Origin of the sequence: Mesorhizobium sp. INR15 (genome assembly GCF_015500075.1) — a bacterium.
Classification (GTDB): Bacteria; Pseudomonadota; Alphaproteobacteria; order Rhizobiales; family Rhizobiaceae; genus Mesorhizobium.
Genome location: NZ_CP045496.1, coordinates 1,429,637 through 1,454,349, shown reverse-complemented (window position 1 = coordinate 1,454,349; position 24,713 = coordinate 1,429,637). Strand labels below are relative to the sequence as shown.

Here is a 24,713-nt window from a genome sequence, read left to right as displayed (position 1 = left end):
ATGATCGCGAAACTTCTTCCCACCCTCACCTTCGTGGCAGCGCTGGGCTCTGGCGTTGTCGCCGGCGTCTTCTTCGCCTTTTCCAGCTTCGTCATGCCGGGCCTCGCCCGTATGCCGGCCGCAGGCGGCATCGCCGCCATGAATTCGATCAACATCACCGCCGTGACGCCGATGTTCATGACCGCCTTGTTCGGCACCGCACTGGTCTGCCTTGTGGTCGGCATCGGCGCCGTCATGAACATGGCTCAGCCGGGTGCGCTCTGGTTGCTCGCCGGGAGTCTGCTCTACATCCTCGGCAGTGTCGTGGTCACGGCGATCTTCAATGTGCCGCTCAATGACGCACTGGCGGGCGTCGATCCGGCGAGCGCCAACGCATCGGCGGTGTGGACCAGCTATCTCAGCGACTGGGTGATGTGGAACCACGTCCGCGCCGTCACCGGCATCGTGGCGTTGGGCTGCTTCATCTTCGCATGGCAATGAAGGCAGAAAAGGTGTTTTGAGATTCAGGTCAGGCCGAGTTGAAAACGATGGTTCCTGAGAACCGGAGCGGAGCGTACCTGAAGTACGTGAGCACCGGAAGCGCAGGGAACTATCGTTTGCAGGCCGGCCTCACCTGAATATCAATGCACCTTCAGGCGGGGTCTTTTGACGTGTGGCCCTTGCGGTCGGAATGACCGAGATCGCGCTCCGGATCGATGACGTCGCGGACGAGCTGCTTGAGCTTGGCCGCTTCCGGAAAACCGCCGTCGCGCTTGCGGTCCCAGATCAGCACGTCGTTGCAGGAAATGGTGAAGATGCCGCCGGTGCCGGGCACCAGCGTCACTTCACCGAGATCGGTGCCGAAGGTCGACAGAAGCTCCTGCGCCATCCAGCCGGCGCGCAGCAGCCACTGGCACTGCGTGCAGTAGGCTATGCGGATGGCGGGTTTTTCGCTCGTATTAGGCTGAGCCGTGCTCATGCCGCGCTGAGCTTGGCCATCGTCTCGTCGTCGACTTCGAAATTGGCGTAGACACTCTGCACGTCGTCGTCATCTTCCAATGTGGCGACAAGCTTCATCAGAGACTGCGCGCGCTCTTCGTCGACGGCGATGTTGTTCTGCGGCTTCCAGATCGCCTTGACCGATTCCGCCTCGCCGAGCGCGCCTTCCAGTGCCTTCGACACTTCGCCGAACGTCTCGAAGCCGCAATAGATCGTGTGGCCTTCCTCGTCCGATTCGACATCGTCGGCGCCGGCTTCGATCGCTGCGTCCATGATCTTGTCGGCACTGCCGGCCGATGCCGGATAGTAGATCTCGCCGGCACGATCCCACATGAACGATACCGAGCCGGTTTCGCCGAGCGCTCCACCGGCCTTGGTGAAGGCGGCTCGGACATTGGAGGCCGAGCGGTTGCGGTTGTCGGTCAGCGCTTCGACGATGACAGCGACACCACCTGGGCCATAGCCTTCGTAGCGCACCGCTTCGTAATTCTCGGCATCGCCCATCGCGGCCTTGTTGATGGCGCGCTGGATATTGTCCTTCGGCATCGACACCGCCTTGGCGTTCTGCACGGCAAGGCGCAGGCGCGGGTTCATCGATACGTCAGGCGTGCCGCTTTTGGCGGCAACGGTGATCTCGCGCGCCAGCTTTGAAAACATTTTCGACCGCACAGCGTCCTGGCGGCCCTTGCGGTGCATGATGTTCTTGAACTGTGAATGGCCAGCCATGGCACCCCTGTCGTCTTTTCGGCTAGGGCATCGGCAGCCAGGTGGTTCCACCAGGTGTCTTGCAAATGCCCTGATACAAATTTTTCAGAGCGTCCCTGAAACATCCAGGCGGATGCACGGCGTTCTCTGTCGGAATGGCCGGCTTATAGATAAATCGGCTCAATTCGTCCAGCCGCACGGCGCGCGGACGGCTTCATCTGCTCTCTGATGAGCAGTCGCGGCTGTTCAGGCCTCCAGATCGGACTTGAGCCGGTCGAGAATGCTGATCGCGTGCGTGGCGTACTGGCTGATCCAGCGGTCATGAATCTGCTTGATCGGCAGCGCGTTGAGATGGTTCCAGCGTTCGCGCCCGTCACGCCGCGCGACAAGCAGGTCGGCCTCTTCCAGCACCTTCAGATGCAGCATGACAGTGCAGCGGTCCATGTCGGGAAAGGTGTCGCACAGCATGCCTGTGGTCCGCGGCGCATCCTTCAACTGATCCAGCAACGCACGCCGGCGCGGATGCGCCAGCGCCTTGAAAACATGGTCATCCTGCGATTGGCTTGACATGTTATGTTTCTATAACATATCGTTTGGTGAAGCAAGGAAAGGGCTGTGGATATGTCTCTCGGATTCAGGGTGTCGGGCCGCATTGGCAAACCGGTCGCCGAAGTCTTCGACGCGGTCGTCAATCCGAAGAAGCTCAGCGGCTATTTCACCACCATCGGCGGCGCCAGCGCGCCCTTGGTGGCCGGCGCCGGCGTCGTCTGGTGGGGCAAGGTGCCCGTCGAAGTCGATGAGGTGACGAAGGACCACCGCATCGTGCTGCGCTGGGACGCCACCGATGCCGATGGCAAACCCGCCTACAAAACCCGCATCGAGATGAATTTCGAGCCGCTCGACGATGGCGGCACGTTCGTCACCATCGCCGAGAATGGCTGGCAGGAGGACGCGGTCGGATTGAAGAAATCCTACCTCAATTGCGAGGGCTGGTCGCAGATGCTGGCCTGCATGAAGGCCTATGTCGAACATGGCATCAATCTTCGCGACGGCTACTACCGGAGCGAGATGAGGGGCGAGCCCGCCAGCGAGAGCAATATCTGAGTGTCTGGAACGAGGAAGACTGGGATGACAGAGAAGATCACCGGCGGCATCAACATCGCCATGAAAGTACCGCCGCACCAGTACGAGGCCACGATCGCCTTCTACCGTGACGTTGTCGGCCTGAAGCCCTTCACCGCCAAGGCGCCGGCCATCGGCTTCGAGCTCGGCCCGAACCGGCTATGGATCGACGAAGCCCCTGTCATGAGCCAGGCCGAAGTCTGGCTGGAGCTCTTCACCGAGGACTTCTCGGCGGCCGCCGATCATTTCGCCAAGGCTGGCGTCGTGCGATGCGATGTCATCGAGCCATTGGGCGATGGTTTCCGTGGCGGCTGGATCACCAACCCCGCAAACATCATCCACATGGTGCGCGAACCCGACGCTTGGTGAAGGCATTCGCTAAGGAGGCTCATATGGAAATCCACGAAACGCCAACGGCGCAAGCCGGCATGCTAATCCGGCGGCCGGTCTCCGAGGTCTTCGAAGCGATCGTCGACCCGGCCATCACCGCCAAATTCTGGTTCACCCACGGCAGTGGCCGGCTGGACGGCGGCAAGCCGGTTCAGTGGGAATGGCGCATGTACGGCGTCTCGACGACGGTCAATGTCGGCGAGATCGTCAAGGACGAGACGATCGTCATGACATGGAACGATCCGCCGACCGCGGTGGTCTGGACCTTCACCGAGATGCCTGGCGAAACGACCTTCCTTGAAGTCCGCAATTTCGGCTTTGCCGGCAGCGGCGACGAGCAGGTCAAGCAAACCGTCGGTTCAACCGATGGCTTCGCGCTGGTGCTCGCCGGCGCCAAGGCATGGTTGGAACAAGGCCTGGAACTGGGCCTGATCGGCGACCGTTACCCGAAAAGCGTTCCGGCGGGCTAGTCGTTCAGGATCGCCGCTTTTCCTGCTCAATCACATGGTGGCGAAGCACACGATTGATCTCGGTCTGATAGCCGCCGCCGCCCACGTGTTCCTTGAACCAGGACAGTACATCGGCGTCGAGCCGAATGGTCACCGGCTGCTTGAGCGGACGATAGAGATGCCCGCGACGGGCATGAATCCAGTTCTCGGTGGGGGCTTCAGGAATGTCGGAAGTATCAATCTCGCTGTCAGGCAGATCGGCGAGTTTGGCAAGCTGGTCGCGCTGATCCTCGCTAAGGGGCTTCCTGTTCATAACGCCTCCTTTCATGCGACGTCGCTTTCCGGGCGCCAACAATCCGAACTCGGTCTTCATCATCGCGATCAGGGTAGGCATGGACAACCAGCAGAACCACTATTGCTTCGACCATTCCGATCGCGTGCCATCGTTGCTCACCGTCTTCAAGCCGGTCAGGCACAATGAGATGAAGCGGATCATCGAACACCTTCCGGGCAAGATCGAAGGTGATGCCATGCTTGGCAAGATTGCGCCTGGCTTTTTCTGGATCCCAGTCGAACTGCAAAGCGCCACCGCCAAGTACAATATTGTACGTACAATTCCGTAGGAGTCAATCCAACTCCATACGTGTGATACGCGCGGGCTCAATGCCCGCCGGATTTCGACTTCCGCCGGTTCCGCGCCAGCATGTTGAGCCCTTCGACCAAAGCCGAGAAGCCCATCGCGGCATAGATGTAGCCCTTGGGCACATGGTAGCCCATGCCGTCGGCAATCAGCGTCATGCCGATCATCAACAGGAAGCCCAGCGCCAGCATGACGATGCTTGGGTTCTTGGCGATGAAATTGGCCAGCGGCCCAGCCGCCAGCATCATCACCGAAACGGCGACGATGACCGCGATATACATGATGGCGATCTCGTCGGTCATGCCGACGGCTGTGATGATCGAGTCGATCGAGAAGACGAGGTCGAGCAGCAGGATCTGGAAAATGGCGCCGGCAAGGCTGATCTGCAGCGTCTCGCCCAGCATCGAATCCTGATGATCCTCGGGATCGACTGTGTGATGGATTTCCTTGGTTGCCTTCCAGACCAGGAACAGGCCGCCAGCGATCAGGATCAGGTCGCGCCAGGAGAAACCATGGCCGAAGGCGGTGAACACCGGTGCCGTCAGCTGGACGATGATCGAAATCGTCGCCAGCAGCACCAGCCGCATGATCAGCGCCGCCGAAATGCCGAGCCGGCGGGCACGCGCCCTCTGCGCCTCCGGCAGTTTGTTGGTCAAGATCGAGATGAAGATCAGATTGTCGATGCCGAGCACGACCTCCAGAACAATCAATGTCAGCAACGCGACCCAGGCGGTCGGGTCGGAAACAAAGGCAAAGTGAGGCGCGAGAAACTCGACCAGCTGCATTACGTCTTCCCCCGATGGCGTATCAATCTACATTAACGTCGCCGCCAGTTAGGTACTGCGGACCTCTATATCAATGTCACGACCAGAAGGATGGCGCGGTTTCTTCCAGTCTTGGGCCGCGACGAAACGGCGCGATCTTCTCGGTCAGGCCGGTACTGTCGGAAATGGTGACGCCGACGCCGCACAATGTCGCCGGTCCGGTCGCCGCCTCGAAGCGCCCTTTCGGTACCTTTGACAGGAACCGGTTGAGCGGCTCTTCCTTGTCCATGCCAAGCGAGGAGTCGTAGTCGCCGCACATGCCGGCGTCAGAGAGATAGCCGGTGCCACCATTGAGGATCTGGTGATCGGCGGTCGGCTGGTGCGTGTGGGTGCCGACGACGAGACTGGCGCGGCCATCGACGAAATGCGCGAAGCACATTTTCTCCGACGTCGCCTCGGCGTGGAAATCGATGACCACCGCGTCGGCCTGCTCGCCGAGCGGACACGCCGCAAGCTCGCGCTCGCCGGCCTGGAAAGGATCATCGAGCTCGGGATGCATGAACACCCGGCCCATGATGTTGGCGACCAGCACGCGTGCGCCATTCTTGGCGATATAGACGCCGGAGCCGCGCCCGGGCGTCCCCTTGGGAAAATTGGAGGGCCGCAGGAAGCGCTGCTCGCGCGGCGCGAAAGCCAGCGCGTCGCGCTGGTCCCAGACATGGTTGCCGGTGGTAACCACGTCGGCGCCAGCCGCGATCGTTTCGCGAAAGATCTCTTCGGTGATGCCGAAGCCGCCGGCGGCATTCTCGCCATTGACGATGACGAAATCGAGTTTGAAATCCGAGATCAGGCCTGGCAGTTGTTCCCACACCGCCGTGCGTCCTGTTTTGCCAACCATGTCGCCGAGGAAGAGAAGTCGCATAGCATCCCGAAAGTTGCATGACTTCCGGAAAAGATCATGCGTTCAAAAATCTATCTACAATTGCGGCGCAAAGCGGCGCAACCCACTCTCGGTCAGTATTTCCGAAATGACCACGTCGTGCGGCTCATCGGGAACCAGCGCCACTTCCTGGCAATCGAAGGCAATGCCGATCAGCCGGGGCGGATTGCCCTTGTCGGCCAGCTTGGCGATGGCGCGGTCGTAATAGCCGGCGCCATAGCCGATGCGATGGCCGCGCGGATCGAAAGCTGCAAGCGGCACCAGCATCACCGAGGGATCGAGGACCTCGGCCTCTTCATGCGGCCCGACGGTGCCGAAGCCCATCTCGACCATCGGCGCGCCGCGCACGAGTTCGCGAAAGACGATGGTGGTCTTGTCGAGGATCGCCGGCAGGCAAAGCCTTGCCCCCTTCTCGCGCAAGGCGAACATCAGTGGCCGCACATCGACCTCCGAGCGCATCGGCCAGAAGCCGGAGACAATCTGGCCTGGTTCGACCTCCAGATGGTCGCGCGCCGTCTCGGCCATTTCGAGGGCAACCTCGACCCGCCAGAAATCGTCGAGTGCATCGCGGCGCCCGAGCGCCTCGAGGCGCAGCTGTTTTTTCAATTGCTTGGGAGAGGTCATGCCGACACGGTAGAAAAGATCGGATTTGGATGGAGCTTTAGGAGCGACGTTTTCTACCTCGGGATTCACCAAATCGTGCGGGAAACCCTGGCGTTGAGTGACGATCCACACAACCGGTGGAGAGAGCGATCCCGGGAACCTACAAAGTAGGTGGGCGCCGTATGAGAAAACCCACGGGTCTTCCCAGGGACAGCTCCCTAGGGATGATTAAGGCCCCGGGGAAAATGTTCTCCTGCCGGGAAGCGCAGATCGTCCTCACCAATATAGGCTGCTGGTCGGCTAAGCGCCAGTGAGGCGCGCGTTCTCAGCCGCTTTATTCGCGACCCGCGCCTGCCACCAGACCAGCACCGGCACCGCCAGCAATTCGACACAGAGCCCGGCAATGTGCCCCATCGACGGCACGCCGGCCGTGACCAGCGACAAAAGCCGCGCCAGACCACCGCAGAAGGTGCATGCCGCGAGCAGCCGAAAACGTTCGGTCTTTGTCTCGATATCGGGAATACAGCTGTACCAGGCAATGCCGACAGCGAGGAAGAAACCGGACAGGAAGCTGAAATGACTGTCGAGATCGACCGGCCACGGCGTCATGACATGCAGGAATTCAGGCCCCGACAGTATGCCTTCGAGGCCGACCAGCACCGGCGTTGCCGCGAGCACCGCGACGATCACCTGCAGCGCCGTCTTGCCGGATGTCTGTTGTTTCAAGCCTGTCATCCCATGGCACGTTGGTGGGCCTGATACAGGAACGAAGTTTCAGCCGCGAGGTTTCACCACCGCTGTACGGCGCGCCACTCGCCCCCTTGCAGGGGCCACCCGCTCTTGCACAGCCAAGGCGGCGTCCTTACGGTCGCCAAAAGCGAACCGAGGAGCAAGAATGCGTTTTGAAGGCACGGCGGCCTATGTCGCCGACAAGGATCTGATGGTAGCGGTCAACGCGGCGATCGCGCTGGAGCGGCCATTGCTGGTCAAGGGCGAACCTGGAACCGGCAAGACGGAGCTCGCCCGCCAGGTGGCGGCGGCGCTTGGCCTCGAACTGATCGAATGGCACGTCAAGTCGACCACCAGGGCGCAGCAAGGCCTCTACGAATATGACGCAGTCTCGCGGCTGCGCGACAGCCAGCTTGGCGATATCAGGTTCAACGACATCAAGAACTACATCAAGCGCGGCAAGCTGTGGGAGGCGTTCGCCGCCGGCAAGAAGGTCGTGCTCCTGATCGATGAGATCGACAAGGCCGACATCGAATTCCCCAACGACCTGTTGCAGGAACTCGATAGGATGGAGTTCTTCGTGTACGAGACTGGTGAGACGATCCGCGCCGCGGTACGGCCGATCGTCATCATCACCTCCAACAACGAAAAGGAACTGCCGGACGCCTTCCTGCGCCGCTGCTTCTTCCACTACATCCGCTTCCCCGATGTCGAGACGCTGCACAAGATTGTCGACGTGCACTATCCCGGCATCAAGCAGAACCTGGTGCGCGCGGCGCTGACCCAGTTCTATGAAATTCGCGACGTGCCGGGCCTGAAGAAGAAGCCGTCGACCTCAGAGGCGCTCGACTGGATCCGCCTGCTGGTCGCCGACGACATCGCGCCCGAGGACCTGCGCGCCGACCCAAAGAACGCCCTGCCAAAACTGCACGGCGCGCTGCTGAAAAACGAGCAGGACGTGCATCTGTTCGAGCGGCTGGCGTTCATGGCGAGAAGGCAAGGATAAGAAGATGCAGTTCTGACCTGCGGCCAGAACTGCACAACCTCAACCTCTGATCTCGAGCAAAGACCTCCTGTTGCTACGAGCAGGCCTCCGCGGCGCACTGGACGGAACCAAGCCCTGTTTCCTCCGATGCGGCACGCTTCGGTCCGAAGATGAGGAACCCGATCGCCGAAAGGGCGAGAACGCCGATCCCGCTGTAAAGCATGACCCAGCTGAAACCGTTGACGAGGGCGGCGTGCACGATGGCGCCGGAGGGGTCGAGAGTGCTCAGCTTGGGCGAGAATTGCGTCAGGCCATCGAGATTTCCGCCGGCGATCTTTTCCGCCAGCGAGCGCAATTCACGCGGATCGAGCGCCTCTCCGAATGTGTTGCGGAGATGGGAAACAATCCCCTGCGTCAACAGCAGGCCCAGCACCGCGATATTGATGGCGAGCGTGATCAGGCGCGCGCTGATATCGATGCCCGACGCCATTCCGGCCCGGTCCGGCGAGACCGATCCGGTCGTGGTGTTGGTGGTTGGCGAATTGGTCAGGCCGATGCCGATGCCGGCGATCAATGTGCCGGGCAGCATGGTCAGCCAGTTGGCTTTCTCGAGGCCGGACCCTACCCACATGGCGATGAAGCCGATCCCCAGGGTCAGCAAGCCGAGCGGGATCGCGATCCGCGCCTGGTAGCGGGCCCGCAGACGCTCGGCGATCGGCGGCATCACCATGAAGGGAAGCGTGTAGACGAGCAGCAGCAGCCCGGTCGTGGTGCTGTCGTAGCCGAGAACGCCCGAGTAGTAGATCGGCAGATAGATGATGAACGGCCAGTAGCTGAAATTCATGCCGATGGCGCCGACGATCGCTCCCGAGAACTGGCGGATGCGGAACACCGAGAAATCGAACATCGGATAGGGACTGATCCGCTCGGCGACAAGAAACGCAACGAAGAACGAGGCAGCCGCGATGGTCCCGCCGATGCGGACGCCAAAGCCGAGTTCGGCCCCCTGGGTGATCAGATAGGAGAAGCCGAACACCGCGAGCGAGAGCGTCAGGATGCCTGCCCAGTCAAGCTTCTGGGCGTTGTGGTTGCGTGATTCCGTGACACCGGCGCCGATGAACACCAGGGCAAGAACCGCAAGCGGCACGTGGATGAGAAACACCCATTGCCAGCTTGAGAGCGCCACGATCAGTCCGCCGATGGCCGGACCAAATCCGAGCCCGATGCCCGTGACGACACTCCAGGCAACGAAGGCCCTGCCGCGTTCAATACCGTCTTGAAACTGATGCGACAGCACGGCGACGCTGCAGGTCAGCATCGCCCCGCCGGCGAGACCTTGCAGGAAGCGCGCAATGATCAGAAGCGGTGCCGTCGGTGCGAGGCCGCACAGCAGGGAGGCGAGGCCGAAGGCGACGGTTGTCGTCACCATCACGCGCTTGCGGCCGAAGCGGTCGGCCAATGTCCCCGTAGCCATCAGCACCGTGGTGCAGGCAATGGTGTAGGCATTCATGATCCACTGCAGATCCCTGAAGTTGGCGCCAAGCATGGCTTCCAGTTTGGGAAGGATCACCGGCACACTGGAGATTTCGAGGCCGAACAGCAGCGAGGCGAGGCAGACACCCGCCAGCGCAATGGTGTTTCGGTTTGGCTGAAACGTCATGTCGATCGCTTTCCATGTGAGCATTGAGAAGAAGAAAAGCGTTGGTGCTCTTCTTCAAACTGCGGTCAGCGTGACATAGATGAGCCTTGACCATGAAAAAAGGCTATGTGTATCTATTTCAGAAATGACAAAATGGAATGACCGGAATGACCAGCCTTGATGTCGATGCCGTACGGACCTTCGTGATGGTGGCGGATTTGCAAAGCTTCACCCGCGCGGCCGCTGCGCTGGGCAGCACCCAGGCGACGGTCAGCGTCAAGCTGCGCCGGCTCGAGGAAAAGCTCGGCGCGCGCTTGATCGAACGCACCCCGCGCCGCGTCCACTTGTCGGCAAAGGGTGCGGCCTTTCTCCCGGCGGCCCGCGATTTCCTTGCCGCGCATGAGCGCGCCATGGCGGAGTTTTCCGCCGCGCCTTGCCGGCTGGCCCTCGGCTTCGTCGATCATGTCGCGGGACCCGAGCTTTCCGTGCTGCTGGCTCAGTTGCACGCGCACGATCCATCGCTGGCGCTCAGCATGAAAATCGATACGTCCTATCTGCTGGAAGAGGCTTTCGATCGCGGCGAACTCGACGCGGTCATCGTGCATCGGGAAGGCGACAGCCGCGAAGGCAAGGCCTTGTCGCGCACCCACTACGGCTGGTTCGCGTCGCCCGCGTTCGAATGGCAACGCGGAACGCCGCTGCGCCTGGCTCTTCTAAGCACCGTGTGCAGCTGCCCGGATCGCCTGAGAGCGATCGAGGTGCTCGATCGGGAAGGCATCGCCTGGGATGAAGCCTTTGTCGGAGGCGGCGGCACGGCGGTCAACATAGCGGTTTCGGCCGGTTTCGCCGTCTCCGCCCTTGCCCATCGTGTCGTTCCTCCTGGGCTGGTCGAAGTCGGCCGCAAGCTCGGCCTGCCGGCGATCCCGCCCTCCGAGGTCGTTCTGCACTCACACACCTTGTCGCCGCGCGCACGAGGGGCGCTGAACATGCTCAGCACCGCATTTCGCGAGTACAATTTGCTGGCGGGATAGGGCAAAGGTATTGCTTGAGCGTGATTCCTTCGGAATGGCTCAGCCTTTGGAGGAAAACGAAATGTCCGAGATCATCGTCCGCCCGCTCGCTCAATCCGACCACGCCGACTGGCACCGTCTCTGGACCGACTACCTCACCTTCTACGAGACAAAGCTGCCGGAAGAGGTCTACGCCGTGACCTGGAAGCGGCTGTTCACGGCGGGCGAGTTCGAGCCCAAGGGTTTCATCGCGACGCTCGACGGCAAGGCCGTCGGTCTCACCCATTATCTCTACCACCGCTCCGGCTGGTCGGAGAAAAACAACTGCTACCTGCAGGATCTGTTCGCCGACCCTGATGTGCGTGGCAAGGGGATTGGCGCCGCATTGATCAAGGCGGTCAAGCAGGAAGCCGGCAAGGTCGGTGTCACGAACGTCTACTGGATGACGCACGAAACCAACGCCACCGCGCGCAAGCTCTACGACCATGTGGCGCGCCGAACCGGCTTCATCGAGTATGATCTGCTATAGATAGCCGATGTTCCTGCCCTTCTTCCTTGAACTGAAAGCCGCGCGTGTTCCCGTCTCGCTACGGGAATATCTGTCGCTGCTCGAAGGCCTGGAAGCCGGCCTGGTCGACTATGATGTCGAGGGGTTCTACTACCTCGCCCGCGCGGCGCTGGTGAAGGACGAACGCCATATCGACCGCTTCGACCAGGTCTTCGCGCATGTCTTCAAAGGCATCGAGGCGTTGAGCGGACCGGATGCGGTTGACGTCGAGAACCTCCCCGAGGAATGGCTGCGCCGCCTTGCCGAAAAGCACCTCACCGAAGAAGAGAAGAAGCTGGTCGAGGCGCTGGGCGGTTTCGAAAAGCTGATGGAAACCCTGAAGCAGCGGCTGGAGGAGCAGAAGGGCCGCCACCAGGGTGGTTCGAAATGGATCGGCACCGGCGGCACCTCGCCTTTCGGCGCCTATGGCTACAACCCCGAAGGCGTGCGCATCGGCCAGCATGAGAGCCGCAACCGGCGCGCGGTAAAGGTCTGGGACAAGCGCGAATTCCGCAATTTCGACGATTCCGTCGAGCTCGGCACCCGCAACATCAAGATCGCGCTGAAGCGCTTGCGCCGCTGGGTGCGCGAGGGCGCCGAGGAGGAGTTTGATCTGCCCGGCACCATTCACGCCACCGCCGAGCACGGTTATCTCGATGTGCGGACACGGCCCGAGCGGCGCAATGCGGTCAAGCTGCTGATGTTCTTCGATGTCGGCGGCTCGATGGATGATCACATCAAAGGCGTCGAGGAACTGTTCTCGGCCGCCCGAGCCGAGTTCCGCCGGCTCGAATATTTCTACTTCCACAACTGCCTCTACGAGGGCGTCTGGAAGGACAATCGCCGCAGGCACGCCGAGGTGATCCCGACTTTCGACCTGCTCCACAAATATGGACCGGACTGCAAGGTGATCGTTGTCGGCGATGCCTCGATGAGCCCTTATGAGATCGCTCATCCCGGCGGCTCGGTCGAGCATTGGAACCCCGAGGCTGGCACCGTCTGGCTCGGCCGCCTGTTGCAGCAATGGCCGAACGCGATCTGGCTGAATCCGGAGCCCGAGAAACACTGGAGCTACACCCATTCGATCGCCATGATCCGCGACATCTTTGGCGGCCGCATGTTCCCGCTGACGCTCGCTGGGCTGGAAAGCGCGACCAGGCAGTTGTCGCGCAAACATTGAACTATCTTATGGAAAGAACCGGATGACCTGCTTCCTCTGCCTGCAATGCGGCACCCAGTTCGCGGCGAGCGAAGCGCCGCCAAAGCGCTGCCCGATCTGTGAGGACGAGCGGCAATATGTGCGCTGGGAAGGCCAGGCCTGGATCACCGCGGACGAACTCGCCGCCAAGCATCGGCTGGTGATGAAGGAGGATGCCGGGGTGCTCGCTTTCGGCATCGAGCCGCGCTTTGCCATAGGCCAGCGGGCGCTGCTGGCGCAGACACCGCACGGCAATGTTCTGTGGGATTGCGTCTCGATGGTGACCGACGAGGCGGTCGCCGAGATCAAGCGTCGCGGCGGCCTTGCGGCGATCGCAATCTCGCACAGCCACTACTATTCGGTGATGGTCGACTGGAGCGAGGCGTTTGGCGGCGTTCCAATCTATCTTCATGCCGACGACCGGCAGTGGATCATGCGGCCGCACCCATCGATCGTCAGCTGGGAAGGCGAAACAAAAGCCATAAACCCTGCCCTGACACTCATCCGCTGCGGTGGCCATTTTACTGGTGGCCAGGTGCTGCATTGGAAACGCGAAGGCGGCGACGTCGTACTGGCAGGCGATATCCTGCAGGTCACTCAGACCCGCCGCCACGTCAGCTTCATGTACAGCTATCCAAACTACATTCCGCTCAATGCACGCGCCGTGCAGCGGATCGCCGCCGCGATGGACCCATTCGCATTCGACGACATCTACGGTGCATGGTGGAACCAGAACATCATCGGCGACGCGAAAACCGCACTGGCCATCTCAGTCGCACGCTATCTCGCGGCAATCGCCTAGGGAATTCGCGTGCGGTACGATCGAAAATGCGGGCAAAATCTGTAACAAACCCTATCTTGATGCGAATATGAGGTTGCAATGCACGCATGACCCCAAACCTCCGGTTTGGAAAGGATCATGCGCAAAACTAGAGCGCTACAGCGTCCTTTGCGCGTCCGCAGGACGCGCGGCGCTGTAGAACGAGCCGCCAAGGCTGAGGAGATCAAAATGGATACCCACACCTACCCTGTAACCCGCACCGACGCCGAGTGGCGCGCCCGGCTTTCGCCGGAGCAATATGCGGTCATGCGCAACCACGGCACCGAACGCCCGGGCAGCTGCGCCCTGCTCCATGAGAAGCGCGCCGGTACCTTTTCCTGCGCCGGCTGCGACCAGCCGCTGTTCGAATCCAAGCTGAAGTTCGAGAGCGGCACCGGCTGGCCGAGTTTCAATGACCCGGTGCCGGGTTCGGTCGAGAACACCGTCGACCGCAGCTACGGCATGGTCCGCACCGAATGCCATTGCGCCCGCTGCGGCAGCCATCTCGGCCATGTCTTCGAGGATGGCCCGCCGCCGACGGGCCTGCGCTATTGCATCAACGGCGTGGCGCTGAAGTTCGAGCCGGCGGCCTGACACTTTCGATATCGGATTGTGAAAGGCGGCTTCGGCCGCCTTTTTGCTTACACCAACACCGTCAGGATCAGCCACAGCGTGGCGCCGAGCATCATCATCCAGGCCGAGGCGCCGGTGACCTTCTCGGCGGTTCGCCAGACGGCGAATGTCAGAAAGACATTGTAGGGCACCGGTGCGAAATGCACGGCCAGCACCGGAGCGAGCGGCATCTTCAATCCCAGCATGATCAGTGCAGCCACCGACGACGCGACGCTGATCGCTGTCCCGACAAGAACAAGGTCGCGCCAGAACAGCCGGTCGAGCGGCACCTGGCCTTGCCAGCGTGAGCGGAAGAAGGATTGGAGACTTTCCAGAGACACTACCCCTGCCCCAGGACGGCCACCACCGCGCGCTCGATACGCGACGCCTCCGTCACCATCCAGTCGGCCATGGCCGGCCAGTTGTCCTCGGCATAGCAGTTCACCCGCCACATCGAATTGATGCCAAGGCCTTGCGAACTCTGCTCCGGCCTGAGTTTCAGCCGAGCCTCGATCGCCGGCTGGTATGGCTTCAGCCGCGACCAGACCTGGGTAGCGCCGAATTTTTCGTTGCGGCCGAAGAAGACGCCGACATGGTTTTGCGCCGGCGCGGCATACATGGACAGGACCAATGCGAAGTCCGGCATCCCGCGCTGCCAGAACCAGGGCCCGCGCCTTGCCAGCCGGTCTCTTTCCTGGGGATGACGCTCGGCAAACAGCGTCCAGAAGCCGCGATGGTGGAATTCCGAGGCGCGGCGTGCGCCGAAGTCGAATTCACTCATGGGATCGAACCATATCTCCGGCGCCCGTGTCGGGCGCCGGGCTGGTTCTCTCTTACACCATGCCGAGGGCAGCCTTGTAGAGCTCGAGGATCGTTTCCTCTTCCTGGCGCTCGGCCTGGTCCTTCTTGCGCAGCCGGATGATCGTCCGGATGGCCTTGGTGTCGAAGCCGGTGCCCTTGGCTTCGGCGAAGACCTCCTTGATGTCGTCGGAAATCGTCTTCTTCTCTTCCTCGAGCCGCTCGATGCGCTCGATGATGGCGCGCAGCTGGCCGGCGGCAACAGTCTGGCTGGTATCGGTGATGTCGTCGGCCATGTTTCTCTCCAGGTCGTTTCAACGCCGCGATCAGGCGATTCTCGTCGCGGCAAATTGGAGCCGGTTCGATGCCCGAGCGAGGGCGACGGGTCAAGCCGTTATTGATGCGGAATGAAAGGCTGCCGCCATGCTGTGGCCAGCAGTGACAAAAGCGTCGGCTAACCAAAGGCGATCAGCAGATCCTTGGCATCGATCTGGTCGCCGGCCTTGACCAGCACCTCGGTGATCACCCCGTCACGCTCGGCATGCAGCGCTGTTTCCATCTTCATCGCTTCGATAGACAACAGAACATCGCCGGCCTTGACCGCCTGGCCCGCGGCAACCGAGAGCGCCGAGACAACACCCGGCATCGGCGCGCCGACATGCGCCTCGTTGCCCGGCTCGGCCTTGCGCCGGGCTTTGGCAGCCGATGCACCGTGGGCCCGGTCAGGCACCTTGACGCGGCGCGGCTGGCCGTTGAGCTCGAAGAACACGGTGACCATGCCCTTCTCGTCGACGTCGCCGATCGCCAGGCAGCGCACCACCAGCGTCTTGCCCTTTTCGATGTCGACGAAGATCTCGCCTTCCGGCTTCATGCCATAGAAATAGGTCGGCGTCGGCAGCACGCTGACCGGCCCGTAGTTGTCCTGCGCGCCTGCGAAATCGGAGAATACTTTCGGGTACATCAGCCACGAGGCGAATTCGAACTCGCTGAGCTTGCGCTCGAGCTTTTCTTCGACCTCCTTGCGGCTGGCCTTGAGGTCGGCTGCCTTCAGCAGCGAGCCCGGCCGCACCGTGATCGGCTTTTCGCCCTTCAGCGCCTTCTTCTGCAGCGCCGGCGGCCAGCCGCCGGGCGATTGGCCGAGGTCACCGCGCAGCATCGAAACCACTGAATCCGGGAAGGCGATGTCCTTGGCCGGATTTTCGACGTCGGCGACGGTCAGGTCCTGGCTCACCATCATCAGTGCCATGTCGCCGACTACCTTGGACGACGGTGTCACCTTGACGATGTCGCCGAACATCAGGTTGACGTCGTGATAGGTCTGCGCCACCTCGTGCCAGCGCGTCTCCAGCCCCAGGGAACGCGCCTGTTCCTTGAGGTTGGTGAACTGTCCGCCCGGCATCTCGTGCAGGTAAACCTCCGAGGCCGGCCCTTTGAGGTCGCTTTCGAAGGCCGCGTACTGGTTGCGCACCGCTTCCCAGTAGAAGGAGATCTTTCGGATCCAGAGCGGATCGAGCCCCGGATCGCGGTCGGTGCCTTTCAGCGCCTCGACAATCGAGCCCAGGCAAGGCTGCGAGGTGTTGCCGGAGAAGGAATCCATCGCCGCGTCGATGGCGTCGACGCCGCTGTCCACCGCCGCCAGCACCGTCGCCGCCGACAGGCCCGACGTGTCATGCGTATGGAAGTGGATCGGCAGGTCGGTCGCCTCGCGCAGCGCCTTGAACAGCACGCGCGCCGCCGCCGGCTTCAACAGCCCGGCCATGTCCTTGACCGCGATGATATGAGCGCCCGCCGCCTGCAACTCGCTGGCCAGGCCGACATAGTATTTGAGGTCGTACTTGGCCCGCGCCGGATCGAGAATGTCACCGGTGTAGCACATCGCCGCTTCGATCAGTTTGCCCTCGGCGCCGACCGCGTCCATGGCGACGCGCATGTTCTCGACCCAGTTCAGGCAGTCGAAGACACGGAACAGATCGATGCCGCCGGCGGCCGCCTGCTTGACGAAATGCTGCACGACATTGTCGGGATAGTTGGTGTAGCCGACCCCGTTGGCGCCGCGCAGCAGCATCTGCAGCAAAAGGTTGGGCGCAGCTTCCCGCACCAGCGACAGCCGCTCCCACGGATCCTCGGTGAGGAAGCGCATGGCGACGTCGAACGTCGCGCCGCCCCAGCACTCGAGCGACAGGAGCCGCGGCAGTGCCCGCGCATAGGTGCCGGCGATGTTGGCGATGTCATGCGTGCGCATGCGGGTCGCGAGCAGGGACTGGTGCCCGTCGCGCATCGTCGTGTCGGTGACCAGCACTTCCTTCTGGTCACGCATCCACGAGGCGAATTTCTCGGGCCCGAGCGCGTTGAGTTTCTGCTTGCTGCCTCCCGGCACATTGCCGTTGAGATAAGGCACCACCGGCGCTGCTGCATCGGCCTTCGGCTGCGGCCGGCCACGCGTCTCGGGATGGCCGTTGACGCTGACATCGGCGAGGTAGTTGAGCAGCTTGGTGGCGCGGTCCTGCCGCTTGACCTGCTGGAACAGCTCCGGCGTCGTGTCGATGAACTTGGTGGTGTAGGAATTGTCGGCGAAGCTCGGGTGATTGATGATCGCTTCGAGGAAGGTCAGGTTGGTCGCCACGCCACGGATGCGGAACTCACGCAAGGCCCGGTTCATGCGGGCGATGGTCTCGGCCGGCGTCGGCGCCCAGGCCGTTACTTTCTCCAGCAACGGATCGTAGAAGCGGGTGATGACCGCGCCCGAATAGGCGGTGCCGCCATCGAGGCGGATGCCGAAACCGGTCGCGCCGCGATAGGCGGTGATGCGGCCGTAGTCCGGGATGAAATTATGCTCGGGGTCTTCCGTGGTGATGCGGCACTGCAGCGCGTGGCCGTTCAGCCGTATGTCCTTCTGCGCCGGCACGCCTGATTCCGGTGTGCCAATGGCAAAACCGTCGAGGATGTGAATCTGCGCCTTGACGATGTCGATGCCGGTCACCTGCTCTGTGACGGTATGCTCGACCTGGATACGCGGATTGACCTCGATGAAGTAGAACTTGGCCGTATCGGCATCCTGCAGGAACTCGACCGTGCCGGCGCCGATATAGCTGGTCTCGCGAGCGATCTTCAACGCATGGCCGCACAGCTCCTCGCGCTGTGCCATTTCCAGATAGGGCGCGGGCGCCCGTTCGACGACCTTCTGGTTGCGGCGTTGGATCGAACAATCGCGCTCGAACAGATGCACGGCGTTGCCATGCGTATCGCCAAGCACCTGCACCTCGACATGGCGGGCACGCTCGATCAGCTTTTCGAGATAGACCTCGTCCTTGCCGAAGGCAGCCTTGGCCTCGCGCTTGCCTTCCGTGACCTCACGGGCAAGGTCGGCCTCGGAGCGGATGGCACGCATGCCGCGTCCGCCGCCGCCCCAGGATGCCTTCAGCATCACGGGATAGCCAATCGTCTTGGCGAGTTCCTTTACCGCATCCATATCGTCGGGCAGCGGGTCGGTGGCGGGGATCACTGGCACGCCGACCTCGATCGCCAGATTGCGGGCCGCGACCTTGTTGCCGAGCCTTCGCATCGTATCCGGCTTCGGCCCAATGAAGGTGATGCCGGCCTCGGCGCAGGCATCGGCGAATTCGGGGCTTTCCGACAAAAGCCCGTAGCCCGGATGAATGGCATCGGCGCCCGAGAGCCTGGCGACGCGGATCACCTCCTCGATCGACAGGTAGCTTTCGATCGGCCCCATGTCGCGGCTGAGGTGCGGACCGCGCCCAACCTGATAGCTTTCGTCGGCCTTGAAGCGGTGCAGCGAATACTTGTCTTCCTCGGCCCAGATCGCCACGGTTTTAAGGCCAAGTTCGTTGGCCGCGCGAAAGACGCGAATGGCAATTTCGGACCGGTTGGCGACAAGGATCTTCGTGATGGCCAAGGACGAACTCCAGACACTGTCGGGTGGAAGCTGGCCTCATGATTAGCGCGAAAATGCTGCAGTGCAAACAAAATTGACGCAGGGTTAAACCGATTTAAATGGAATCTTTGCGACGAAACAGGGCGCATCCGCGCAAGTGCGAGCGAAAGCGGCGGCATTCGCCATTCCGGGCAGGATCCTGTCGCGGCTAAGGGACTGCCTTGTGGCGCCGGCCACCATCAAAAAAGCAACAGCTCAAAACAAAAAAATGCCCGGCGCAAGCGCCGGGCATTTCCTGGATACCAAAGCCGAGAGGCTTACTTCTTCTGGATGTAGGTGTACTTGCCGTCGTCGCCCTTCTTCCACTCGTACATGACGTAGCCGGGCAGTGTCGGATCGCCCTTCGCGTCATAGGAGAGATCGCCGAGCACGGTCTTGAACGGACCCTTTTCATGCAGCGCCTTGGCAACTGCCTGCGGATCGTTCGACTTGGCAGCGGTGGCTGCTTCGGCGATCGCCTGCGTGGCTGCATAGGCATAGAGCGTGTAGGCTTCCGGCTCGAAGCCGGCCGCACGGAACTTCTCGACCAGTTCCTTGTTCGCCGGGATCAGGCGCGGATCCGGGCCGAACGTGTTCAGCGTGCCTGCAACCGCGTCACCCGCGATCGAAGCCAGCTCATTCGACACGATGCCGTCGCCGGAAATCAGCGTTGCCTTGAGGCCCTGGTCAGCCGCCTGGCGGATGATCAGGCCGGCTTCGGTGTGCAGGCCGCCCCAGTAGATGATGGAAACGCCGGCTTCCTTCATCTTGGCGATCAGCGCCGAGAAGTCCTTGTCGCCGACATTGATGCCTTCGTACATGACTTCCTTGACGCCGGCGGCGTTCATCGCCTTCTTGGTTTCGTCAGCGAGGCCCTGGCCGTAGGTGGTCTTGTCATGGACCACCGCGATCTTGGCGTCCTTGAAGTTCGCGGCGAGATAGGCGCCGGCGATGCCGCCCTGCTGGTCGTCACGTCCGCAGGTGCGGAACACGTTCCAGAGGCCGCGCTCGGTGAACTGCGGGTTGGTCGCCGCCGGAGTGATCTCGACGATACCGTTTTCGGCATAGACTTCCGATGCCGGGATCGAGACGCCGGAGTTGAAGTGACCGACCACGAACTTCACGCCGTCGCCGACGAACTTGTTGGCGACCGAGATGCCCTGCTTCGGATCGGAGACGTCGTCGCCGACTTCGAGCTTGATCTGCTCGCCGTTGATGCCGCCCTTCGCATTGATGTCGGCGACGGCCTGTTCGGCACCCTTCTGCAGCTGTGCGCCGAAGGCGGCGTTCGGACCAGTGATGGGACCGGCAACGCCGATCAGTACGTCAGCCCACGCGCTGCCGCTGAACGCGACGAGCGCGGTCAGGGCGACGGCGGACAAAAGTGACTTTTTCATTTAAACGCTCCCATTTACGGAGTGGGCGTGAATGAAGCTTTCATGCGATGCCCACCCTTATCGCAGAAAGCATAGTTTGCCGATTTTCAGGCACTTGTCACGCCGATTCATCCCCGAAGCGGCGTTAATGATGAACGTCAACCTTTCGGTTTCCAGCTCAAGATTGAAGCTCTTTCATAGAGCCAATTATACTGTGTCACCATCTGGTTTGTTCGTGTGTATTGATAGCCGATGAAGCCGAGGATCATCAGTACAATGGTGTCCACGATGTAATAATGCAGCGAGAACATGGTGCCATCGAACAGCGCATGATGGATGAAGCGGATGCCGACGCCGAGACCCAGCATATAGGCGAACAGCTGGATGAAGCTGCGCCAGGTCTGCGCGCTGGCCTTGCCGGTCATCCAGGCCGCCCAGCCGCCAAGCAAACAGGTGACGAAGAAGAACTGCCAGATCGACGGTTCCTCGTAGATAATGCCTTGCATGATGAAGACTCCTGAACTCAGTGATGTCCGCCTTCGAGATAGGCGGCGCGCACTTCCGGATTGGCGAGCAGCTCCTTGCCGGTGCCGCTCATCGTCACATTCCCGTTGACCATGACATAGCCGCGCGTCGCGAGCTTCAGCGCGCCAAAGGCGTTCTGCTCGACAAGGAACACGGTCAGTCCCTGAGTGCGGTTCAGTTCGCGGATGGCGTCGAAGATCTGCTTGACGATCAGCGGCGCCAGACCGAGCGACGGCTCGTCCAGCAAAAGCAGCTTCGGCCGGGCCATCAGCGCGCGTCCGATCGATAGCATCTGCTGTTCGCCGCCCGACAACGTGCCGCCGCGCTGGGCGATGCGTTCCTTCAACCGAGGAAACAGCGTGAACACCTTCTCGACATCCTCGTCATAGTGCTTGAGGTTATCGAGGCTGGCGCCCATCTGCAGGTTTTCCATCACCGTCATGCGCGGGAAAATACGCCGGCCTTCCGGAGACTGGGCAATGCGCATGCGCGCGATCTCATGCGTCGGCATCTGGGTGATGTCGGTGCCGGCGAAAGTGATGGTGCCGGACCGGGCGCGTGGCGCACCAAAGATCGTCATCATCAGCGTCGATTTGCCGGCGCCATTGGCGCCGATCAGCGCCACGATCTCACCCTGTTTGACGGTGACATCGACGCCGTTCAGCGCCCGGATGTTGCCGTAGTAGGTCTCCACGCCCTTGATATCGAGCAGCGTTGTCTCGGCCATCACTTGCTCCCTCCGCGCTTGCCCTGAGCAGGCTTGGCAGTGGTCTTCCCTGAAGCGGCACTTGCCGCCTTCCCTGAAGCCGCACTTGCGGTCTTCCCGGAAGCCGCACTTGCGGTTTTCCCGGAAGCATGGCTCGTCGCCACCTTGCCCGCATCGACGCGGCGCGAGAACTCCGTGTCCTTGCCCTGGCTGAGCAGCTTGGCTTGTTTGACCCACTCCTCGCGCGCAATGCGCCCGTCGAAGGCGAGATAGGCTTCGGCCGCCTCGACGTCGGCCTTTTTCCAGGCACCGATCTGGTCGAAATGGAAGATGCCGTGGTCGTTGAGCTTCTTCTCGTTGACGCTGCCGATGCCCTTGATGCGGGTCAGGTTGTCCGCCTTGCCGTCACGCGGCGCCGCCAGCCGGTTTGAAATCCCCTCGGACTTCGCCGCTGCCGGAGCCTTGGCAGCCGGCTTGGCTACCGTGGATTTCACTGCCGTCCCAGCCACAGCCTTCGGAGCCGCTTTCGGAGCCGGCTTGGCCTTTGCCGCCGCGGGCTTCGAGGCAGGAGCCGGCGTCTCGGCCAGTGTGGCCGCCCTGTTTGCCGCCGCGAGCGACCTGGCATCGACCTGGCCGGCCTTTGACGCACCCTTCGCCACGGTCACGCGCTCACCCGAGCTGTGGCCGACCGTATCCGTCACCGGTCCGGCCAGAAACGACGATGATGTCCCCGGACCGTGCGCGGCATCAGGACCTGTATCGAGCTGTTCGATGACGTCCTCGTCGCCGACTTCGATGAGGACGGTTTCAACCTCCTCGTCGTCGACGCCGAGATAGGCGGCGATGACGCGCGGGTCGGTGCGTACCGACTGCGGGCTGCCGTCCGAGATCTTGCGGCCGTATTCCAGCACCACGACGTGGTCGGAAATCTGCATCACCACCGACATGTCATGCTCGATCAGCAGGATCGAGGTGCCTGACGTGTTCTTGATGTCCATCAGCAAGGTATTGAGCGCCAGCGATTCCTTCGGGTTGAGGCCCGCCGCCGGTTCATCGAGGCACAGAAGCTCGGGCCCCGTGCACATGGCGCGTGCGATCTCCAGCCGCCGCTGCGCGCCATAGGGCAGGTCGCCGGCCGGATCATCGGCGCGATCGACAAGGTCGGCCTTCTCCAGCCAGTGCTTGGCAAGCTCGACCGATTCAGCCGAAGCCTTGCGGTAGCTGCTGAAGCCAAACAGGCCAAGGATGGTGTAGCCCGACGCCTTCATCAGCTTGTTGTGCTGGGCCACCAGCAGGTTCTCCAGCAGCGTCATGCCCGAGAACAGCCGGATGTTCTGGAAGGTACGCGCCACCTTGGCGCGCGCCGGGATCTCATGGTTGGGCAGGCGTTCGAGCAGGAAGCTCGAGCCGTCGGCGCGGTTGAGCGTGATCATGCCTTCCGACGGCTTGTAGAAGCCGGTGATGCAGTTGAACACCGTGGTCTTGCCTGCGCCGTTCGGTCCGATCAGCGCGGTGATCTCGCCACGCTTGGCGGCGAAGGACAGATCGCCGATGGCAACCAGGCCGCCGAATTTCATCGACAGGTGATCGACCTGCAGGATCGCGTCGTTCATGCCCGGGTTGGCTTTCTGAATCGGGTTCGCGTTCATCAGCCGTGGCCCTCCTTGGTGAAGGAACCGGAGACAGATCTTCGCTCCTTGAGGAAGGCCGTCGGCTCACGGCTGCCGACGAAGCCGCGCGGCTTCCACAGCATGACGATGACCATGGCCATGCCGAACAGGAGCATGCGGTAGAGTTCTGGTGTAAAATCCTGTCCGAAGATCTGCTTGAGGAAGTCGAGCTCGCGCAACGCCTCGGTGCCGCCGATCATCACCATCGCCGCAACCGCGATGCCGACCAGCGAGCCCATCCCGCCGAGAACGACGATCGCCAGGATGATGGCCGATTCCAGGAAGACGAAGGATTCCGGGCTGACGAAACCCTGCCGCGCGGCGAAGAACGAGCCGGCGAAGCCGCCGAACATGGCGCCGGTGGCAAAGGCGGTGAGCTTGGTTGTCGTCGTGTTGATGCCCAGAGACCGGCAGGCGATCTCGTCCTCGCGCAGCGCTTCCCAGGCGCGGCCGACCGGCAGACGGCGCAGCCTGATGGTGACGAAGGCGGTGAGCAGGCACAGGCCTAGGATCAGGTAATAGAGGAATATCTTGTAGTAGGCGCTCGACTGGGCGATGTGCAGCACCTTGGCGATGTAATTGGGGTCCGACACGTTGAAGGTCATCAGGCCGAAGAAGCTGACCTTGGGGATGCCGGAGATGCCGGCCGAACCGTTGGTGACCTCGCGCCAGTTGATCAGCACCAGGCGAATGATCTCGCCGAAGGCAAGCGTGACGATCGCCAGATAGTCGCCGCGCAACCGCAACACGGGGAAGCCGAGCAGCACACCCCATAGGGCGGCCATGGCGCCGGCGGCCGGTAGCAGGATCCAGAAAGACAGGCCGAAATGCGTGGCGAGAAGCGCATAGGCGTAGGCGCCAAGTGCATAAAAGGCGACGTAGCCGAGGTCGAGCAGGCCGGCGAGGCCGACGACGATGTTCAGACCCCAGGCCAGCATCACGTAGATCAGGATCTGGATGCCGAAATTATCGACCCATTTCAGCGAACCTTGCAGCCCGCCGACAACCGACCAGGCATTCAGCGACAGCACCACGACCACGAGGATCGGGTACAGCACCAACGCTGTGATGCCCAATTTGGTAAAGTTGGCATGGATGAAAGCGCGGAAGTAGTAGATTACGCAAGCCAGCACATAGATGACTGCGAGGGCGCGCAGGAATTGCAGATACCCGGCCGGTTCTGCTCCCACCCATCCAGCGAGAGAGCTGTTCAACACGAACAGCAGCACCGCCGCCACAACGGCCGCGATGAACCACGGCAGCTGGAAGAAGCGTGACGCGACGCTGGCCGGCATCAGGCCGGTGGCAACGTTGGCGATCTTCTGGTTGGCTATGAAAGGCTGGCCGTAGGCGACATAGAAGAAGCGGCCGACGGCCGTGGCGATCACCACGACTGCCAGCAAAACCCAGCGTGAGGTCAGCACCAGTTCATTGGAAATGTTCTGGCCGGTCTTGAGGCCGATGAACAGCACGAAAAGGCCAAGCGAGATGGCGCCGGCATAGAGGGCTTCGCGCAAACCGCGCTGCACGGGGGTGGCGACGATGTCGCGCTCCGGAGATGGGTTGACGGCCATGG

At 61.9% G+C, this 24,713-nt stretch carries 29 protein-coding genes and 1 other RNA gene; 10 read left to right on the top strand and 20 right to left on the bottom strand.

Features of this window, described 5'->3' with window-relative positions; genetic code table 11:
- Window positions 1–480 (top strand): anthrone oxygenase family protein, encoded by a 480-nt coding sequence (locus GA829_RS06980; protein WP_195177809.1) that lies wholly within the window; start codon window positions 1–3, stop codon window positions 478–480.
- A 151-nt stretch (window positions 481–631) separates the two neighbouring features.
- On the opposite strand, the gene GA829_RS06975 is transcribed toward GA829_RS06980, so the two are convergent.
- From GA829_RS06975 to GA829_RS06965, 3 genes are all read right to left on the bottom strand, one after another.
- Window positions 632–958: an Rdx family protein gene (locus GA829_RS06975; protein WP_195177808.1), complete on the bottom strand. Its 327-nt coding sequence runs from the start codon at window positions 956–958 to the stop codon at window positions 632–634.
- Window positions 955–1,704, bottom strand: a complete 750-nt coding sequence (locus GA829_RS06970; RefSeq protein ID WP_195177807.1) for a YebC/PmpR family DNA-binding transcriptional regulator — start codon at window positions 1,702–1,704, stop codon at window positions 955–957. Before GA829_RS06970 ends, GA829_RS06975 begins: the two co-directional genes overlap by 4 nt.
- A gap of 225 nt (window positions 1,705–1,929) precedes the next feature.
- Window positions 1,930–2,253, bottom strand: coding sequence for an ArsR/SmtB family transcription factor (locus GA829_RS06965; RefSeq protein WP_195177806.1), 324 nt, complete (start codon window positions 2,251–2,253; stop codon window positions 1,930–1,932).
- A 51-nt stretch (window positions 2,254–2,304) separates the two neighbouring features.
- Here GA829_RS06965 and GA829_RS06960 point away from each other — a divergent pair, with 51 nt between their 5' ends.
- The 3 genes from GA829_RS06960 to GA829_RS06950 are packed head-to-tail and all read left to right on the top strand — an operon-like array spanning window position 2,305 to window position 3,665.
- Window positions 2,305–2,787, top strand: coding sequence for an SRPBCC domain-containing protein (locus tag GA829_RS06960; protein ID WP_195177805.1), 483 nt, complete (start codon window positions 2,305–2,307; stop codon window positions 2,785–2,787).
- A 24-nt stretch (window positions 2,788–2,811) separates the two neighbouring features.
- Window positions 2,812–3,174 (top strand): VOC family protein, encoded by a 363-nt coding sequence (locus GA829_RS06955; RefSeq protein WP_195177804.1) that lies wholly within the window; start codon window positions 2,812–2,814, stop codon window positions 3,172–3,174.
- A gap of 23 nt (window positions 3,175–3,197) precedes the next feature.
- Window positions 3,198–3,665: an SRPBCC family protein gene (locus tag GA829_RS06950; protein WP_195177803.1), complete on the top strand. Its 468-nt coding sequence runs from the start codon at window positions 3,198–3,200 to the stop codon at window positions 3,663–3,665.
- A 4-nt stretch (window positions 3,666–3,669) separates the two neighbouring features.
- On the opposite strand, the gene GA829_RS06945 is transcribed toward GA829_RS06950, so the two are convergent.
- The 7 genes from GA829_RS06945 to GA829_RS06915 form a co-directional block, all read right to left on the bottom strand.
- The gene (locus tag GA829_RS06945) at window positions 3,670–3,957 is read right to left on the bottom strand and encodes a BrnA antitoxin family protein (protein ID WP_195177802.1); all 288 of its coding nucleotides are present in this window, start codon (window positions 3,955–3,957) and stop codon (window positions 3,670–3,672) included.
- Entirely contained in the window at window positions 3,938–4,225 is a 288-nt protein-coding gene (locus GA829_RS06940) for a BrnT family toxin (RefSeq protein WP_195177801.1), read from the bottom strand. Before GA829_RS06940 ends, GA829_RS06945 begins: the two co-directional genes overlap by 20 nt.
- Window positions 4,226–4,304: 79 nt before the next feature.
- Complete coding sequence (locus GA829_RS06935) at window positions 4,305–5,069, bottom strand: TerC family protein (protein ID WP_195177800.1); 765 nt, start codon at window positions 5,067–5,069, stop codon at window positions 4,305–4,307.
- Between the two features lie 76 nt (window positions 5,070–5,145).
- A complete protein-coding gene (locus tag GA829_RS06930) occupies window positions 5,146–5,970 on the bottom strand; it encodes a TIGR00282 family metallophosphoesterase (protein ID WP_195177799.1) in 825 nt (274 codons plus the stop codon).
- 54 nt (window positions 5,971–6,024) lie between these two features.
- On the bottom strand, window positions 6,025–6,612 hold the full coding sequence (locus GA829_RS06925; protein WP_195177798.1) for a 5-formyltetrahydrofolate cyclo-ligase: 588 nt from the start codon (window positions 6,610–6,612) through the stop codon (window positions 6,025–6,027).
- Between the two features lie 98 nt (window positions 6,613–6,710).
- Window positions 6,711–6,866: non-coding RNA, 6S RNA (gene ssrS / locus GA829_RS06920), on the bottom strand.
- A gap of 25 nt (window positions 6,867–6,891) precedes the next feature.
- Window positions 6,892–7,317 carry a DUF4345 domain-containing protein gene (locus GA829_RS06915; RefSeq protein WP_258052202.1) on the bottom strand — a complete coding sequence of 142 codons (426 nt, stop codon included), beginning with the start codon at window positions 7,315–7,317 and terminating at the stop codon, window positions 6,892–6,894.
- A 169-nt stretch (window positions 7,318–7,486) separates the two neighbouring features.
- Here GA829_RS06915 and GA829_RS06910 point away from each other — a divergent pair, with 169 nt between their 5' ends.
- Window positions 7,487–8,326: an AAA family ATPase gene (locus GA829_RS06910; RefSeq protein WP_195177796.1), complete on the top strand. Its 840-nt coding sequence runs from the start codon at window positions 7,487–7,489 to the stop codon at window positions 8,324–8,326.
- Between the two features lie 73 nt (window positions 8,327–8,399).
- Here GA829_RS06910 and GA829_RS06905 read toward each other — a convergent pair whose 3' ends face one another.
- Window positions 8,400–9,965, bottom strand: a complete 1,566-nt coding sequence (locus GA829_RS06905; RefSeq protein ID WP_195177795.1) for an MFS transporter — start codon at window positions 9,963–9,965, stop codon at window positions 8,400–8,402.
- Window positions 9,966–10,111: 146 nt separating this feature from the next.
- On the opposite strand from GA829_RS06905, the gene GA829_RS06900 reads away from it, so the two are divergent.
- The 5 genes from GA829_RS06900 (at window position 10,112) to msrB (ending at window position 14,113) form a co-directional block, all read left to right on the top strand.
- Window positions 10,112–10,975 (top strand): LysR family transcriptional regulator, encoded by an 864-nt coding sequence (locus tag GA829_RS06900; protein ID WP_195177794.1) that lies wholly within the window; start codon window positions 10,112–10,114, stop codon window positions 10,973–10,975.
- Window positions 10,976–11,036: 61 nt separating this feature from the next.
- Complete coding sequence (locus GA829_RS06895) at window positions 11,037–11,483, top strand: GNAT family N-acetyltransferase (RefSeq protein ID WP_195177793.1); 447 nt, start codon at window positions 11,037–11,039, stop codon at window positions 11,481–11,483.
- Window positions 11,484–11,490: 7 nt separating this feature from the next.
- Window positions 11,491–12,681: a vWA domain-containing protein gene (locus GA829_RS06890; RefSeq protein WP_195177792.1), complete on the top strand. Its 1,191-nt coding sequence runs from the start codon at window positions 11,491–11,493 to the stop codon at window positions 12,679–12,681.
- Between the two features lie 22 nt (window positions 12,682–12,703).
- Window positions 12,704–13,501 (top strand): MBL fold metallo-hydrolase, encoded by a 798-nt coding sequence (locus GA829_RS06885; protein WP_195177791.1) that lies wholly within the window; start codon window positions 12,704–12,706, stop codon window positions 13,499–13,501.
- A gap of 207 nt (window positions 13,502–13,708) precedes the next feature.
- Entirely contained in the window at window positions 13,709–14,113 is a 405-nt protein-coding gene (gene msrB / locus GA829_RS06880; RefSeq protein ID WP_195177790.1) for a peptide-methionine (R)-S-oxide reductase MsrB, read from the top strand.
- Between the two features lie 47 nt (window positions 14,114–14,160).
- On the opposite strand, the gene GA829_RS06875 is transcribed toward msrB, so the two are convergent.
- The 9 genes from GA829_RS06875 to livM form a co-directional block, all read right to left on the bottom strand.
- Window positions 14,161–14,472, bottom strand: coding sequence for a hypothetical protein (locus GA829_RS06875; RefSeq protein ID WP_195177789.1), 312 nt, complete (start codon window positions 14,470–14,472; stop codon window positions 14,161–14,163).
- Window positions 14,472–14,912, bottom strand: coding sequence for a hypothetical protein (locus tag GA829_RS06870; RefSeq protein WP_195177788.1), 441 nt, complete (start codon window positions 14,910–14,912; stop codon window positions 14,472–14,474). The genes GA829_RS06875 and GA829_RS06870 overlap by 1 nt, the downstream gene beginning before the upstream one ends.
- Before the next feature lie 52 nt (window positions 14,913–14,964).
- The gene (locus GA829_RS06865; RefSeq protein WP_195177787.1) at window positions 14,965–15,225 is read right to left on the bottom strand and encodes a DUF2312 domain-containing protein; all 261 of its coding nucleotides are present in this window, start codon (window positions 15,223–15,225) and stop codon (window positions 14,965–14,967) included.
- A 158-nt stretch (window positions 15,226–15,383) separates the two neighbouring features.
- Window positions 15,384–18,842, bottom strand: a complete 3,459-nt coding sequence (pyc, locus tag GA829_RS06860) for a pyruvate carboxylase (RefSeq protein ID WP_195177786.1) — start codon at window positions 18,840–18,842, stop codon at window positions 15,384–15,386.
- Between the two features lie 296 nt (window positions 18,843–19,138).
- Window positions 19,139–20,257, bottom strand: a complete 1,119-nt coding sequence (locus GA829_RS06855) for a branched-chain amino acid ABC transporter substrate-binding protein (protein WP_195177785.1) — start codon at window positions 20,255–20,257, stop codon at window positions 19,139–19,141.
- Window positions 20,258–20,394: 137 nt separating this feature from the next.
- Window positions 20,395–20,742, bottom strand: a complete 348-nt coding sequence (locus GA829_RS06850; RefSeq protein ID WP_195177784.1) for a DUF6867 family protein — start codon at window positions 20,740–20,742, stop codon at window positions 20,395–20,397.
- 17 nt (window positions 20,743–20,759) lie between these two features.
- Complete coding sequence (locus GA829_RS06845; RefSeq protein WP_195177783.1) at window positions 20,760–21,488, bottom strand: ABC transporter ATP-binding protein; 729 nt, start codon at window positions 21,486–21,488, stop codon at window positions 20,760–20,762.
- Window positions 21,488–23,116, bottom strand: a complete 1,629-nt coding sequence (locus GA829_RS06840; RefSeq protein WP_258052199.1) for an ATP-binding cassette domain-containing protein — start codon at window positions 23,114–23,116, stop codon at window positions 21,488–21,490. Before GA829_RS06840 ends, GA829_RS06845 begins: the two co-directional genes overlap by 1 nt.
- Window positions 23,116–24,711 (bottom strand): high-affinity branched-chain amino acid ABC transporter permease LivM, encoded by a 1,596-nt coding sequence (livM, locus tag GA829_RS06835; protein ID WP_195177782.1) that lies wholly within the window; start codon window positions 24,709–24,711, stop codon window positions 23,116–23,118. The genes GA829_RS06840 and livM overlap by 1 nt, the downstream gene beginning before the upstream one ends.
- Window positions 24,712–24,713: the final 2 nt, after the last annotated feature.